At 60.3% G+C, this 15,002-nt stretch carries 14 protein-coding genes; 10 read left to right on the top strand and 4 right to left on the bottom strand.

Features of this window, described 5'->3' with window-relative positions; genetic code table 11:
- The first annotated feature begins 13 nt into the window (after positions 1-13).
- The 7 genes from KI613_RS07700 (at position 14) to KI613_RS07670 (ending at position 8,548) form a co-directional block, all read left to right on the top strand.
- Positions 14-301: a 2Fe-2S iron-sulfur cluster-binding protein gene (locus tag KI613_RS07700; RefSeq protein WP_226404730.1), complete on the top strand. Its 288-nt coding sequence runs from the start codon at positions 14-16 to the stop codon at positions 299-301.
- A 101-nt stretch (positions 302-402) separates the two neighbouring features.
- A complete protein-coding gene (locus KI613_RS07695; protein ID WP_226404729.1) occupies positions 403-765 on the top strand; it encodes a 2Fe-2S iron-sulfur cluster-binding protein in 363 nt (120 codons plus the stop codon).
- Positions 766-789: 24 nt separating this feature from the next.
- Positions 790-1,362 carry a nitrogen fixation protein NifQ gene (locus KI613_RS07690; RefSeq protein ID WP_226404728.1) on the top strand — a complete coding sequence of 191 codons (573 nt, stop codon included), beginning with the start codon at positions 790-792 and terminating at the stop codon, positions 1,360-1,362.
- Positions 1,341-2,291 carry an ADP-ribosyl-[dinitrogen reductase] hydrolase gene (gene draG, locus KI613_RS07685; RefSeq protein ID WP_226404727.1) on the top strand — a complete coding sequence of 317 codons (951 nt, stop codon included), beginning with the start codon at positions 1,341-1,343 and terminating at the stop codon, positions 2,289-2,291. The genes KI613_RS07690 and draG overlap by 22 nt, the downstream gene beginning before the upstream one ends.
- Before the next feature lie 242 nt (positions 2,292-2,533).
- Complete coding sequence (gene gltA / locus KI613_RS07680; protein ID WP_226404726.1) at positions 2,534-3,832, top strand: citrate synthase; 1,299 nt, start codon at positions 2,534-2,536, stop codon at positions 3,830-3,832.
- A 325-nt stretch (positions 3,833-4,157) separates the two neighbouring features.
- The gene (locus tag KI613_RS07675) at positions 4,158-6,308 is read left to right on the top strand and encodes an HDOD domain-containing protein (protein ID WP_226404725.1); all 2,151 of its coding nucleotides are present in this window, start codon (positions 4,158-4,160) and stop codon (positions 6,306-6,308) included.
- On the top strand, positions 6,305-8,548 hold the full coding sequence (locus KI613_RS07670; protein WP_226404724.1) for a GGDEF/EAL domain-containing response regulator: 2,244 nt from the start codon (positions 6,305-6,307) through the stop codon (positions 8,546-8,548). Before KI613_RS07675 ends, KI613_RS07670 begins: the two co-directional genes overlap by 4 nt.
- Here KI613_RS07670 and KI613_RS07665 read toward each other — a convergent pair.
- The 3 genes from KI613_RS07665 to KI613_RS07655 all read right to left on the bottom strand — a co-directional run bounded on the left by KI613_RS07665 (position 8,539) and on the right by KI613_RS07655 (position 11,509).
- On the bottom strand, positions 8,539-9,336 hold the full coding sequence (locus KI613_RS07665) for an SHOCT domain-containing protein (protein WP_226404723.1): 798 nt from the start codon (positions 9,334-9,336) through the stop codon (positions 8,539-8,541). The two genes, KI613_RS07670 and KI613_RS07665, sit on opposite strands and share 10 nt — an antisense overlap.
- Positions 9,337-9,422: 86 nt before the next feature.
- Positions 9,423-9,863, bottom strand: a complete 441-nt coding sequence (locus KI613_RS07660) for an ankyrin repeat domain-containing protein (protein WP_226404722.1) — start codon at positions 9,861-9,863, stop codon at positions 9,423-9,425.
- A complete protein-coding gene (locus KI613_RS07655; protein ID WP_226404720.1) occupies positions 9,860-11,509 on the bottom strand; it encodes a nitroreductase family protein in 1,650 nt (549 codons plus the stop codon). Before KI613_RS07655 ends, KI613_RS07660 begins: the two co-directional genes overlap by 4 nt.
- 157 nt (positions 11,510-11,666) lie before the next feature.
- Here KI613_RS07655 and KI613_RS07650 point away from each other — a divergent pair, with 157 nt between their 5' ends.
- Entirely contained in the window at positions 11,667-12,404 is a 738-nt protein-coding gene (locus KI613_RS07650) for a dinitrogenase iron-molybdenum cofactor biosynthesis protein (protein WP_226404718.1), read from the top strand.
- 16 nt (positions 12,405-12,420) lie between these two features.
- On the opposite strand, the gene KI613_RS07645 is transcribed toward KI613_RS07650, so the two are convergent.
- Entirely contained in the window at positions 12,421-12,681 is a 261-nt protein-coding gene (locus tag KI613_RS07645) for a hypothetical protein (RefSeq protein WP_226404717.1), read from the bottom strand.
- A 131-nt stretch (positions 12,682-12,812) separates the two neighbouring features.
- On the opposite strand from KI613_RS07645, the gene KI613_RS07640 reads away from it, so the two are divergent.
- Positions 12,813-13,376, top strand: a complete 564-nt coding sequence (locus KI613_RS07640; RefSeq protein ID WP_226404715.1) for a flavodoxin — start codon at positions 12,813-12,815, stop codon at positions 13,374-13,376.
- Positions 13,377-14,142: 766 nt separating this feature from the next.
- Entirely contained in the window at positions 14,143-14,730 is a 588-nt protein-coding gene (locus KI613_RS07635; RefSeq protein ID WP_226404713.1) for a PEP-CTERM sorting domain-containing protein, read from the top strand.
- The last annotated feature ends 272 nt before the right edge of the window (positions 14,731-15,002 follow it).

Below are 15,002 nucleotides of genomic sequence, written 5' to 3'. Positions count from 1 at the left end.
CAGGGGGAAAACAATGCCTAAAGCAAAAGTCACATTTCAGGATATCGGCGTCACAGTCACCGTACCGGCCGGTACCCGGCTCATTGAAGTTTCCGAGAAAGTCGGCGCCGGCATCACCTACGGCTGCCGCGAAGGCGAGTGCTGCACCTGCCTGACCAAGATCATTTCGGGCGGCGAGTTCCTCGCCCCGCCGAGCATTCTCGAAGACCAGGTACTGAAAGACAACATGGCCCCGCGCGGCCATCGGCTGGCTTGCCAGGCGCAGATTATCGGCGGCGATATCGTGGTTAAACCCGCGTAATTGCGCCACAGCAGAACAAGATTAAAAGCATCGTTATAAAAATCGACCCAACCCCAAACAGAGAAATTCAAATCAACCCGCTCTTCTGGAGAAGTTAAGAAATGGCCCTCATCACATTCAGCAGCCCGCTGCACAAGGACAAGACGGTGTATGCCGTTGCCGGCAGCCACACCCAGACCATCCTCGCACTGGCCAAGGAACATCACATCCCGATCGACTTCGGTTGCCAGGAAGGCAACTGCGGCACCTGTCTGGTCAAGGTGTCATCGGTTGACGGCAAGCGCGCCCCGATGGGCGGCCCGCTCAACGTGCGCGAGGTCGCTGCACTGCTTGAACTCGGCCACATCACCAAGGCCGAGGTCGACAAGATGTACGTCGATGACATCCCGCCGACCCAATGGCGCCTGGCCTGCCAGATGATCGTCCGTGACGAAGACATCCTGGTCGAATACCCGAGCAAGTAAGCACCATCCTTCAAGGATCAGGCCATGAACGGTCCGGATCGCCTGCCCACCCGCCTCCTGCTGCTCAGCGACATGCTGGCTGTACCAGTCGGCGGGCCGGCCGCGCGCGATCCGAACCGTTTGCTGCTGGCCAGCATCATTGCCGGCCAGGCCAGCGGTGAGGGTTGCCTCCCCCCTCACCTTGGCCTGGGTGCGGCGGCCTTTCGCTATCTGTGCGAGGCCTACTTTCCCGGCTGCGACATATCGTCCTGCGCCCGGGAGGTTGAAGCCATCCCCGAATGGGAAGACCTGCAAAAGCTGCTGCTCGACCATCGCGCCTGCGAATACCCGTCCGAACTGCTTATCGCCAACATCCTGGCCACCGCCTGCGCCGGCCGCGACCATCTCTGGCAGGATCTCGGCCTGGCCAATCGCGAAGAACTTTCCCGGCTGATGTGGGTCAATTTTCCGGCGCTTGCCCGCGACAACACCGGCGACATGAAGTGGAAGAAATTCCTCTACCGCCAGGTCTGTTCGCGCGAAGGCATCTACGTCTGCCCCGCCCCATCGTGTGGGGTTTGTAAGGATTACGCCAAATGTTTTGGACCGGAGAACTGATCGCCAGGACCGCGCCGGTGCGCCGTCGCACCGGGCCGGCCTACGCGCCCCACGTCGACCGCGGCATGGCGGCCTATCTCGGGCTGGCCATCGGCGATGCGCTGGGTGCCACGGTCGAGTTTCTGACCCCCAATGAAATCCGCCACCAGATCGGCCTGCACTGCGAAATCACCGGCGGCGGCTGGCTGCGCCTGAAGGCGGGCAAAGTTACCGACGACACGACGATGTCGCTGGCCCTCGGCGAATCGATCATCGCCCGCGGCCGCGTCGACGCCATCGCCGCGGCCGAAGCCTTCGACGCCTGGATGCGGGCCAAGCCGGTCGATATCGGCAATACCGTGCGCCGCAACCTGATCTCCTTCCGCAAGACCGGCAGGCCGGAAGCCGATGCCTCCGAGCACGACGCCGGCAACGGCGCCGCGATGCGCGTCTTGCCCGTCGCCCTGGCCTGCTACGGTCAACCGGAAAAAACGACGATTTTTGCCAACCGCGCCCAGGCCCATGTCACGCACCACAACGCGCTGTCCGACGCGGCCTGCGAAACGCTGATCCTGATGGTTCAGGATTTCCTCGCCGGCCATGATCCCATCGACGTCGAGCGCGAACGTGCCCACAAGCTGGTCAGCGATTTCCCGGTCTTCGCCTACGACAAGCGCCAGCGCGAGAACCCCAGCGGCTTCATCGTCGATACCGTGCAGGCCGTCTTCCAGTCTTTCTTCGCCACCGAAACCTTCGAGGACTGCCTGATCGACGTCGTCAATCGCGGCGGCGATGCCGACACCACGGGCGCTATCGCCGGCATGCTGGCCGGCGCCCGCTACGGCATGGAGAGCATTCCGAAACGCTGGCTCAAGGCACTCGACGAAAATATTTCAACCCAGTGTCCGGACCAGGCCCGCGCGCTCCTGAGCCTGTCCGGCCATCCATGAGCATCGCGCACCGAAGCTGAGCATCGGCTGAACGCTGGCGCCGGTTTGGTGCCCGCCGCTTCCGGGTCGGACCTCGCCTGTCCGGCGCTTTCCCAGGCCAGCCGCGGATCGCCCTTTTTGCCAAGGAAGGGCATGCGTATTGCTTGATTTACCAACGGTCAAAGAAAGTACACGGTATACCAGTATGCTCTGCCCGCTTTGATGGCAGACAGCACAACAAAATTTCTCAAGGGGGTAAGTAGATGACTATTGAACGCAAGGCAACACTGAGCATTGACGGTCTGGCACCGGTCGATTTTTCGATCATGGCGCCGGTCCATGGCAACGACTGTGTCGACATTCGGACGTTGGGCGCCAAAACAGGCTTGTTCACCTATGACTCCGGCTTCATGTCCACGGCCAGTTGCAAGTCGAAAATCACTTTCATCGATGGCGATGTCGGCCAGCTGCTCTATCGCGGCTACCCCATCGAACAACTTGCCGAGAATTGCAATTTCCTCGAAGTGACCTATCTGCTGAAAAATGGCGAACTGCCGAATGCCCAGCAGAAAGCCGAGTTCGAGGCCGCCGTCACGCATCACACGATGGTCCATGAGCAACTCGCCAAGTTCTTCTCCGGTTTCCGTCGCGACGCCCATCCGATGGCCGTCATGACCGGCGTCGTTGGCGCCCTGTCGGCCTTCTATCATGACGCGATGGATTTCGCCGATGCCGAACATCGCAACACCAACTTCATCCATCTCATCGCCAAGATGCCGACCATCGTCGCCATGGCCTACAAGTACAGCATCGGCATGCCCTTCATGCATCCCGACAACGAGCTCAGCTACAGCGCCAACTTCATGCGCATGATGTTCGGCAATCCGTGCGAGAAGTACGTGCCGAATCCGGTGCTGGTCAACGCGCTGGATACCATCTTCACGTTGCACGCCGACCACGAACAGAACGCCTCGACCTCGACCGTTCGTCTGGCCGGCTCCTCTGGTGCCAATCCGTTCGCCTGCATCGCCGCCGGCATCGCCTGCCTGTGGGGCCCGGCCCACGGCGGTGCCAACGAAGCCTGTCTGCAGATGCTCGAAGAAATCGGCGACGTCTCGCGCGTTCCCGAATTCATCGCCCGCGCCAAGGACAAGAACGATTCGTTCAAGCTCATGGGCTTCGGCCACCGCGTCTACAAGAACTTCGACCCGCGCGCCACGCTCATGCGCAAGGTCTGCAACGAAGTGCTGACCGAACTCGGCCTCCAAAACGACCGCCTGTTCAAGCTGGCCATGGAACTCGAGCGGATCGCACTGGAAGACCCGTACTTCGTCGAGAAGAAGCTCTACCCCAACGTAGACTTCTACTCGGGCATCGTCCAGAAGGCCATCGGCATTCCGACCGAAATGTTCACCTGCATTTTCGCCCTGGCCCGCACGGTCGGCTGGATGACGCAGTGGGAAGAAATGATCACCGATCCGGAATACAAGATCGGTCGTCCGCGCCAGCTTTACGTCGGCGCCGCCAAGCGCGACGTCGTGCCGCTCGCCCAGCGCGGCTAACGCAGGCAAGCAAGGCCGGCCGGGGAAATACCTTCCCGGCCGGCTTTTTTTCGTCTACGAGAGGCAATCCCACGGTCAACCGGAAATATTGGCCAAATTTGAAATCTTCATCCCCCAACAGATGTATGAAACAGCACTGGCTTTTTAGCCAATCCGGGCTTGAAATTTCCGGCTAATCTTGCTTCTATTCAATCTGAAAATATTTCCAATATTTCATATTTACGACGCATTAACTGTGTAAATTAGAATTGTGTCCATCGTGTTTAAATATTAGTTCCCCCCTCTTCCCGTGCCGCCCACAAGTAATTATTGAACCATCATACTCATGCACAGTCTTCCCAAGTCTGTTCTGGAATCAATCGATATCGCGCGGATACCTTCTCCGCCCGAGATTCTGTTGCGACTGGTACGGACGGTCGAAGATGAGCAAGCGACGATGGGCGAACTGGCCGGTATCGTCGAACAAGACCCCGGCCTGGCCAGCCGCATACTGAGCGTCGCCAACTCACCCGCACTGCGCCGGGGCAAAGAACTCAAGAATCTGGAAACCTGCCTCGTTGCGCTCGGGACGCGCCTCGTTCGCTCGCTGGCAACCTGCCTTTCCATCCAGCGGCTTTTTGACCGCAATCCCAATCTCGACAAATTCGATGTCGCCGACTATTGGAGCCATTCGCTGCTGGTCGGTGAAATTGCCCGCGGCGTGGCCGAACTGGCCGACTATCCGCATCCCGACGAAGCCTACCTGTCGGGGCTGTTGCACGATATCGGCGAACTGATCCTGCTCTCGGCAATTGGCGATCCCTATCAGCGTTTCCTGGTCAACTCGACCGAAACCCCCAGGCTCCAGGCCGAGGAATCCCAGCTGTTCGGCACCACGCATGCCGACGTCGGCGGCTGGCTGATCGACCACTGGGGGCTGGACACCGTGCTGGCCGATGGCGTGGCTTTCCATCATGCGTCGGCGGCACAGATCGTCACCGCCACCGCCCTGCCGCAGATCGTCTGGATCGCCCAGGCACTCAGCGCCACGGCGGAGAGCACGCCGGAATTGGCCATCGTCGTCAATCGCAGCAGTCCCCGACTTGAAATGGTGGCCCTGCTGGCTGTTCGCGAACGGGCGATCGAGCGCGCCCGCCAGATTGCCGAAGCCCTGGGCATTGCCATCGCCGACGATTTTCCCGCACGTCGCACGACCGCGCCGGCCCCGCCACCGCGCCTGTCCGATCCGGCCAGCGCGGCCGAGGAGGATATTGCCGCGATGGTCGGTGGCATGGCGATGCTGCAGCCTTTGCAACAGGATTTGTTCCAGCTCGGCAGCGACACCGAAGTCCTGCTCGCCTTGCGGGAATCCGCCCGCATCCTGTTTGATCTCCCGAAAGTCGCCATCCTGCTCGCCAACGAGAAAAGCGATGCGCTGTCCGGCGAAAAAGTCGGCGCCCAGCCGGAACTTTTCCGGCAACTCTCAATCCCATTAATCTCTTCCCGCTCGCTGGCCGCAGCAGCCGTCATTGGACGCCAGGTTCGAACCACATTTGATCAGACTGAACCTCTCGCCTTGCTTGACCTGCAACTCGCCCGCGCCCTGTCTGCCGATGGACTGCTCTGCATCCCGATGCTGGCGCGCAATCGCGTGATCGGCGTGCTGCTTTGCGGCCTCTCGGAAAAGCAGTACGGTCGCCTCCAACGCCGCGTTCCATGGCTGGCCAATTTCGGCAAGATCGCGGCAATCAGCCTCGATGCCGTATTTGAAGCGGCGCAACACCGTCAGCAAGTCGAAGCCGAACTGACCCAGCAATTTACCCGTCAGGCACGGCAGATCGTCCATGAGGCGGGCAACCCGCTGGGCATCATCAAGAGTTACCTGAGCATTCTCGAACGAAAGCTACCCGAGGATGGCGTCCGCCAGGAGCTGGCCGTGCTGACCGAGGAAATCGATCGCGTCGCCAACATCGTCGGCCACATGACGCAAACCCTCAAAGGCGCCGCAGATACCCGAAGCATCGATCTGGTCAGCGTCCTCAACGACTTCCTCGTGCTCTATGCCGACACCTTGTTCAACGCCAAGGGAATACGCGTCGAAACGGCGCTGCCCCAGCTTGAGCTACTCGTCCCGGTCAACCGCGACAATCTCAAGCAAATCGTCCTCAACCTCTGGAAAAACGCCTCGGAGGCCCTGATCGAAGGAAAGCTCATCAAGATCTCGGTCAGCGACAACATCATTCACGATGGTGCCAGTTATGTGCAGTTGCGCGTTGATGACAATGGCCCGGGCATGTCCGAGGAGACCATCCAGGCGATCTACCGACCGAAGCCCATCACTGACACCGCGCAACGCGGCATAGGCTTGTCGGTCGTCGGCAGCCTGGCCAAAAGGGAAGGAATACTCATCACCTGCCGCAGCCAGATCGGCGCCGGCACCAGCATTGCACTGCTGATCCCCAAGAACCGAACAAGCACACCGGGTACCAGTGCATGAACGCCATCACTGCACTGTATGAGTTGGCCAGGGTTCCCGCTATTCGGTCGCAGCAGCACATTCTGATCGTCGATGATGAGCCGCGCTTTCGGCTCGCCTACAAGGAATTGCTGGCCAGCGAGCAGCGCTCGATCAGCGAAGCGAGCACCGGGCAGGAGGCCATTGCCCGGCTCAAGGAGGGCAAGACAGATCTGGTCATCCTCGATTTGCGACTGCCGGATATCTCGGGCTTCGAGATCATGGAGTGGATGACCTCGCACAAGATCGACGCATCGATCATTGTGTTCAGCGCCGACAAGTCGATCAACTCGGCCATTCACGCCCTGCGCCACCGGGCCTTCGAATTCCTGCGCAAGGATTGCGACCCGAACGACATGATCCTGGCCGTCGACCGTGCCCTGGCCAATCGCCAGCGCGACCAGGAACTCGCCGTCGTCTCGACCCAGCTCCAGCATTCCGAGCAACTGCACCGCTTCCTCGTCGAGCAGTCGCCTGACCTGATTTTTACGCTGGATCGCCTGGGCCGGTTCACCTTCATCAACGGACGCGTCAGCACCCTGCTCGGCTATTCGCCGGACGAACTGCTCGGCCAAAACTACACCAGAATCGTCGATCCGCGCGACCACGAGCATGTCCAATACGCCTTCAATGAAAGGCGAGTCGGCGAACGCGCGACGAGCAACCTTGAAGTACGCTTCAAACGCAAGCCCGCCATGCCACGTGCCGATGGCGGTCCGGTCATGACAGCCATCCTGAGCTCACAGGGCGTCTATGAAGGTGCACCGAGCCTATCGGCAGATGCCTTCCTTGGCACCTCAGGCGTGGCGCGCGACATTTCGGAACGCAAGAAAGCCGAAGAAACGATCACCTTCCAGGCATTTCATGACCTGCTGACCAAGCTGCCCAATCGCATCCTGTTTGTCGATCGCCTCGAGATGGCCATTGCGCAAGCCTCACGGCGCAAAGAGAAACTCGCCGTGATGTTTTTGGACATCGATCGATTCAAGCTGGTCAACGACACCTATGGTCACCAGATCGGCGACCAATTGCTCCGGAAATTTGCCGCGCGCGTCCGCAGTTGTTTGCGCACAGGTGACACCCTGGCCCGTCAGGGTGGTGACGAATTTACGGCCTTACTGCCGAACATCAGCAATAACGAAGATGTCCACGTCGTTGCCGAGAAAATTCTCTCCGAACTGCGCAAACCCTTCCTGCTTGGCGAAACCCAGTTTTTGGCGACAACCAGTATCGGCATTGCCGTCTACCCGGACAACAGTACCAGTGCCGAAGATTTGATTCGCTGCGCCGACATGGCGATGTACAAAGTGAAAGATCAGGGGAAAAACGGCTCTCTGGCTTTCCAGCCGGACATGCACACGGCTCACCTCGATCGCCTGTCACTGGAAAACGACCTGCGCAAAGCGGTCAAGGAAGGTAATCAGTTCGAATTGCACTTCCAGCCACAGATCGATGCGGCACTTGGCAAGATTGTCGGGGTTGAGGCCCTGATTCGCTGGCACCATCCGAGCGCCGGCATGATCAGCCCGGATCTCTTCATCCCCATCGCCGAAGAGACGGGGCTGATCATCACCATCAGCGACTGGGTCCTGCGCGAAGCCTGTGCCCAGTTGGCGTACCTAAAGCAGCAAGGATTTGGCGACCTCAGACTAGGCGTCAATCTTTCGGCCCGGGAATTCGATCGCGTCGACCTTCTTGAGCGAATTCGCCTCCCTCTCAACGAATTCCGCATTGCGCCCGAATCGCTCGAGATCGAAATTACCGAAAGCCTGCTCATGAAGGACGCCGAAAATATCGTTGCCCGCGTCAAACATCTGCGCAACACCGGCGTCCATATTTCGATCGACGATTTCGGCACGCGCTATTCGTCGCTCAATTACCTGCGTCGCTTCTCGGTCAGCCGGATCAAGATCGACCAGTCATTCGTGCGCGACCTGAGAACCTCGCACGATTCATTCGCCATCATTCAGGCCATTGTCGGGATTGCCAAAAATTTCAATCTGCACGTGATCGTCGAAGGCGTGGAAACCGAGCAACAGGTCGCCATCCTCCGCCAACTGGGCTGCAACGAAATGCAGGGCTATTTCTTCAGCCGGCCCCTGCCCTCCGGACAGCTCATAGAGTTTTTGCAGGGTTCACAGGACCAGCTGCCTTTTCAGACATTTCCACGGTCAACCGGAAATTTTGCCCAAATTCCAAATGACTGCCCGGCTCAAAGCTGACTGAGCAACTCCGCTTTCTTGGTGGTGAATTCCTGCTCGGTCAGGATGCCCTTTTTGAACAAATCGGCCAGTCGTTCGATCTTGGCAAAGACATCGCCTTCCTGGGCGGCCGGGGCCTGATAGGCCGGTGCCTCGTTGAACTGCTGGGCCGGCGGTGCCATGAAGTTCTGCTGCGGCTGTTGCAGGTAGCCGTTGATGCTGACGACCGGCAGGCTGTTCACGGCGATCGTCCCGTACTGGCTGCTGAAAGTCATCGAATCATTGCCGCCCTGCTGCTGAGAAACACCACCGATCTGGTTGTCCAGCGTGTCGTAGACCGTGACCTGCCCGCCGATATCGACAACCAGACGGCGCGAACCGGGAAATACCGCATAGCGGACATTGTTCTGCCCGCCCGTAGACGACGGCGAGCCGAGATCGCCCGGCCACCACTGCCCGGCCGCGGCGGCCGAGACGAACAGATTGCCGACCGGAGCATTGCCCGACGACTGGAATTGCGACTGGGCCGGCTGAAAATAGCCCGGCTGATTCATCAACTGGTTGGAAATCTCCACGCATAGGCCGTCAACCTTGGACTTCAGCCCGTAGTTGAACATGTCGCCGACCATGGTCATGCCGCCCATCATCCATTGGCCGGAACCGCCAAGCTCGGGATGGCTGAACTGCGCCATCGTCCCGTTGCCGTTCATCACCGCGTAGAGCATGGTGATCGCCGCGTCGGTGCTGATCCCGTAGCGCTGCGCCAAACCCTGAATGAACTGCTGCCCCTGCGCTGATAACTGTTGCATGACCGACTCCTGGCTGAAACGCCTAAATTTTGAAAATTCCGGCAGCCAGTTTACAGGGGTTTTCTTTCAGTCAGTCGCTTGCTGCCTCAGGCGGCCTTGCGCAACAGCTTCAGACATTCCAGCGAGGCCGCCAGATCAAGCGCCGTGGAGTCGTCGAAATTCTTGAGACTCGGGTTGGCGCCTTTTTCGAGCAGCAGTTTGACGAGGTCGGGCTTGCTGTTCGACGAGACGTACATCAGGGCGCTGGCGCCGTTGCCGTTTTGCTGGTCGATATTGACGCCGGCGGCGATCAGGCGCTCGATCAGTTCGTGGCTGCCGTTGTAGCAGGCCAGCCACAGGGCGTTGCAGCCGTCGGCATTGAGGGCATTGAGATCGACGCCGAGCGCCAGCAGTTCGTCGACGATGTCGAGCCGGCCGAGCTTGGCGGCGCGCATGAGCGGCGTGAAGCGGCCGTCGGCCTGCGGGGAGTTGATATCGTTGGATTGAAAGCCGTGTTCGGCGAGAAAGCTGGCGAGTTGGGGACTCATGGTTTTTCCTGTTGTCGTTGGGGGTAAGGCGGGCCGGTTTCGATACGGTCGTCGGTGACCGGCGTACCGACCGTGAAGTGATAGACGCTCTGGTAGCGTGGGCCGGAGAGGCCGACGAGCTGATGCACCGGGTCGTCGAAGAAGCAGCCGATGCCGGTGCCACGCACTTCGGCGGCTTCGGCTTCGAGGTAGAGCACTTGGCCGACCAGCCCGGCTTCGCGCAGCAGTTCGCGGTAGCCGTGGCCGGTGGCCGTCGCCGCCTCGAATTCGCCGAGCATGCCGAGCGAGAAGGCGCTGGTCGAGGCAATGTCCTGATGGCACGACAGCGAGCGGGCCAGGCGCTGCATTTCCTGCAGGCCCATCTCGGCGAGCTGGATGAGGCCGAGGTGCGGCGGGCATTCGGGGTCTAAGTCGGCAACCAGACGACGGTTGGCGAAGCGTTCATCGGCCGGCATCAAGGCCGCGGGCAATTCCTGGCAAGCCGCCGGCGTGCGCGGCAGCAGGTAGAGGCCGCTGGGCAGGCCATCGACACGCAGGACGAAGAGCAACAGGTGGATGCGCGGCGGCGTGGTCTGGGCCAGCCAAGGGAGCTGAGGCCGGGGCAGCACGGCGTCGAGCATGCGGTAGAAAGCCGGCTTCAGCAGCGCGTAGTGCGGATCGAAGCGCTGGCCGCTGCGGCGCTGGCGGATGATCTGGGCGGCACCGGTCGTCGTCGGATGCGGGACGAGTGGCGGTAGCGGTGCAAAGTCGATGGTTTCCGGCGCCCTGATCGCCTCGCGGCTGGCCGCGGCGACCTGATCGATGGCCGGCCAGCGGTAGCCAGGCGACGGGTCGATGCGCGTCGGTTTGCCCTGCCAGGCGGCGCCATCGAGCCAGGCGGCCAGTGCTTCGGCCGATGGCGGCGTGCCCAAGCCGGGGGCGCGGATGGCGAGCAGGATTTCCGGCTCCTCGGTTTCCGTGAAGGCGTAGCGCGAGGGCGGAAAGTCGTCCGGCCGATCCAGCCCGAGGCAATGCTTCAGCGCTTCGGCCGTAGCGCCAAGCGGCACGACTTCCCAGCCGAGCAGCGCGGCGGCGTAGGCCAGGGCGCCGACGGCGTGGCCGATGTCGAGCTGGCAGTAGCGGAAGGCGCGTTCGCCGTATTTCCAGGCTTCGCGCCACATGACACTGCTCAGGCCGATGGCCAGCCAGGCCTCGCCTTCTGCCGGCGCCGTCAGGGCGCGACCTTCGAGGGTGTGTTGTTCCGGGTCGTAGTGTTGCAGGCCGGCGCCGACACCGGGCAGGCCGGCGCTCAGCACGTAAGCTTCGACCGGATGCAAGTTGCCGGACGACGGGTTGCAGCGCAACGCCCAGCGGCTCGGCCCCCAGGTCTTCCACGCCGACAGCCCGAAGGACAGCTCGAGCAGCGCGCCGAGGCTGTCAAGGTCCGGCGCGATTTCATTTTTGGGCTTTTTTTCCAGTTGACCGTAGCAACGCTCAAAACGGTCGGCCGCCAGTGGCAATTCGGACACGGGCGCCCCCGGATAGTGGCGGAAAGCCGCCGGCTGGGCATCCCAGTCCAGTTGGCCGGGGCCTTCGGCGTAGGCTTCGAAACGATGCTTGGTCCGCGCATGGTAGGCGCGTACGACTTCTTGTGAGGTATCCGACACGATGATGGGTTTTCCTTGGCGTTGGGTGGACTTCAGCAAGCCCCATGCCCGCGTGAAATCAGGCAGTTAGCCGAGTTTCACTGGCTGGCACCATCTCTGCAAGGGAATTGGAAAAACCAAACCTAAATCCCAACCCCAATCAAAAACGGAGAATGTCATGGAAGAAGCCAGAAAACCGCCGGTCACCCGCGAAGCCGCGCTACGCATCGCGCTGGCGTCGCGGGCCATGCCCAACGCCAGCCTGCCGGCACTGATCCAATTGTTGCAACGCCGGCTCGGCGAGGAGATCGACGAGGAAAAGCTGCGCCAAACGACGGTGACCATGCTCAAGACCGGCTTTGCCAGCGCCGACGGTGAAGAGGACGGCGAGGATATCGGCATCGGCCTCGAATCAATGAAACTGGCCGTGCGCATCCTGTGGGGCGAAACGCAGGGCGACGATTCGCTGCCCAAGATCGAGTCTTATGAAGACGGCGAAATGCCCGGCTCGGTGCGTATCGCCATCGCCTCCGACAAGGGCGACCTGCTCTCCGGCCACTTCGGCTCCTGCCTGCGTTTCCTGGTCTATCAGGTATCGCCGACCGAAATCCGCCTGGTCGATATCCGCGACACCATGGACGCCGAGTTTTCCGACGACAAGAACCTGTGGCGCGCCAAGCTGATCGGCGATTGTCACGTCTGCTACGTTGTGTCGATCGGCGGCCCGGCTGCGGCCAAGGTCATCCGCGCCGACATCTACCCGATCAAGATTCCCGATGGCGGGCCGGCGCTCGACATCCTCCAGCCCTTCCAGGTGGCCATGGTCGAATCGCCACCGCCCTGGCTGCTCAAGATTCTCGGCGTCTCGGCCGAGAAGCGGCTGAAGAACTACAGCGCAGCGGAAATTGACGAATGAGTCACTTAACGGCGGCTCAGGCCGCCACCCGCTCCATCTGCCGCGGCGCCAGGCCAACCTGGGTCAGGATGGTGCCTTCGTCGCCGTTCCACCACAGCGCCACCCAGGCGGCGCCTTCAGCATCGATGCGCTCGATGTCGCAGATGGCGCCGACCATGTCGCGGAACATGTCCAGATCGTCCTCATCCAGCCCGGGATCGACGCTGACTTCGAGAACGCGGACCTTGTCGCCCATGCTGACGATCTGTCCCTTGCAATCAATGGTGGTGGCACTCATGGCGAACTCCGTTGGGGTTGGGTCTGCTGCCCTGTCGCAAAGTCGACGTCGGCAGCCTGCTTTCACCCATCTTCGCAACGGGCGTGCCAAGTCCGCGCCTTTCAACTTTCAAACCCCATCCAGGAAAAACCATGAATAAAATCGGAATGTTTTTTGGCACCGAAACCGGCACCACGCGCCTGATCGCCAAGAAAATGCAGAAGCAGCTCGGCGACGACGTCTGCGACAAGCCGGTGAACGTCAATCGCATCACCCCGGAAGACATGCTCAAATACGACGCTTTGATCCTTGGCACGCCAAGCTACGGCATCGGCGAAATTCCCGGCAAGGGCGCCTCGTCCGGCTGCTTCGAGCCGAACTGGGAAGAATTCCTCGCCCTGCTCCCGGCCGATGTGGACTTCAGCGGCAAGCGCATCGCCTTCTTCGGCCTCGGCGCCCAGGAACGCTACGCCGACCGCTTCTGCAGCTCGCTGTTCGCGCTGGTCGAAAAGTTCAAGGGCTGGGGCGCCGAAATCGTCGGCGACTGGCCGACCGACGGCTACACCTACGAACACTCCGCCGCCGAAGTCGATGGCCGTTTCATCGGCCTGCTCATCGACCAGCGCACGCAAGGCATGTTCACCGACGAGCGCATCACCACCTGGCTGGCGCAGGTCAAACCGCTGTTGCTGGAAAAGCTGACGGCGGAAGCTTGAAGACGGAATCTCACTCGAGTTGACCATCGTTTTTCATGGACGATGGTCAGAAAATATCTGTCGCCCGATCAACTCGGCACAGAGACAATGAAACCATCATCAGGCAGAGTTCGGCCACAACCGGCCCGTCGAGGCAATCATCCAATTTGAATACTAAAGGCTTTGTCGGACCTCGCTCAATGACCGCTATTCGGCGAGCAAATTGACACCTCCTCTCTGCCTCAACCCGGCCACAACCTTCCGGTCAGGGTTACTTTCAATTTCTGCTGGTGGTGCGCCCGGAAATCAAGTTGAGTGGCCGCTATTCGGCGGGCAAGTTGATGGCCCCACTGCCGCAACCCGGTAAGAGATATGGCGCGGTAGCAGTAGGTCCGGTTTGTCTGTTGGCCGCCCCTTTCGTCTGGCGGTGCCCAAGTAACCTGGCCATAACCCCGTTTCCACATCCTCCAGACCGTAAATTCCACGATCCGTTGGACTCCACGATTTCCCGCCTACCTCAAGTTCAGGGGCGTTGTGGTCTCCGATCTGTCAAGCTTGGTTTGCCGCCTTCCGGCGATCCCGATTGCCGCCGCGACGATGCGCACATGGACAAGAGTGTCGAAAATTTTTACAATTTCGCGGGTTAGCAGGAAAAATAACACATAATTTAGTTTGTGATCAAATACTTACATTGCTGGCATGCATTTGGCTTTGACACTGGAGTATGGTTGCCTTGGCGGATTACCGTACCTTAATTTCAAATTCAATCAACTTTTAGGATAGAGCCATGACCAGAATTTCAGCCTTCCTTGTGGCCGGTGTCCTTGCCATCGCCTCATGGGGCGCCAACGCTGCGGCCGTATACACTACCAAATTTCAGCAAGTTGGAGGCGACGTCGTCGCGACCGGCTCCGGAGCTTTTGATCTCACAGGAATGGCCTCAATTGGTTCCGGCTCTGAGGAAAATCGTATTATTTCATCGCTTGGTTTCTTTCTCTTCGGTAGCGGGGGGTATTCCGCTTACGATTTAGCGATGACCGGACCCGGGGTTTTTGGGACCGGCGGTCAGTTCAATGCGACCTCCTGGACGGGCGATCAGGTGGGCATTTGGACGCAGGCCAATCGGATCTACGTGCCCCAGGGCTACGTCTCCGGGGACGAACTGTCAAACAGCGCCACTTGGGCGGGAGAGACGTTGGCAGTCCTCGGTCTGACAGAAGGCACCTATTCCTACACCTTTGGCAATAACACCTACAACGTGGTGATTGCAGACAGTATGGCCGTTCCGGAGCCTGCGTCGATAGCATTGGTGGCCTTGGGTTTGGCAGGTTTGGGTCTTTCGCGCCGCCGCCGGTCGCTGCCATTGCCTCAGTAGGGTTCGTTATCGGCAACTGCCCCGCTTCGGCGGGGTTTCTTGTCTGTATTCCCGCACCGGATTTAAAGTGCGTACTAGGCGTGGCAGGAGTTCGCTGCCTGAGTTCCGCCGGACGTCGCAAACATTGCCCGGAACCATCGCAAGCTTTGGCTGCTTGTGGCCGATTGTGTGAGGTCACCAACGGCAGATTTGGAAGTCTCCAGTTCGGAAAACGCGGGTTTGGCTGAGGGGCCGCTATCGGGAAACCGCAATGGCCGATTTGGGCACCACGT

This window comes from Ferribacterium limneticum (assembly GCF_020510585.1).
Taxonomy (GTDB): Bacteria; Pseudomonadota; Gammaproteobacteria; order Burkholderiales; family Rhodocyclaceae; genus Azonexus.
This window is presented reverse-complemented; position numbering and strand designations above follow the sequence as displayed.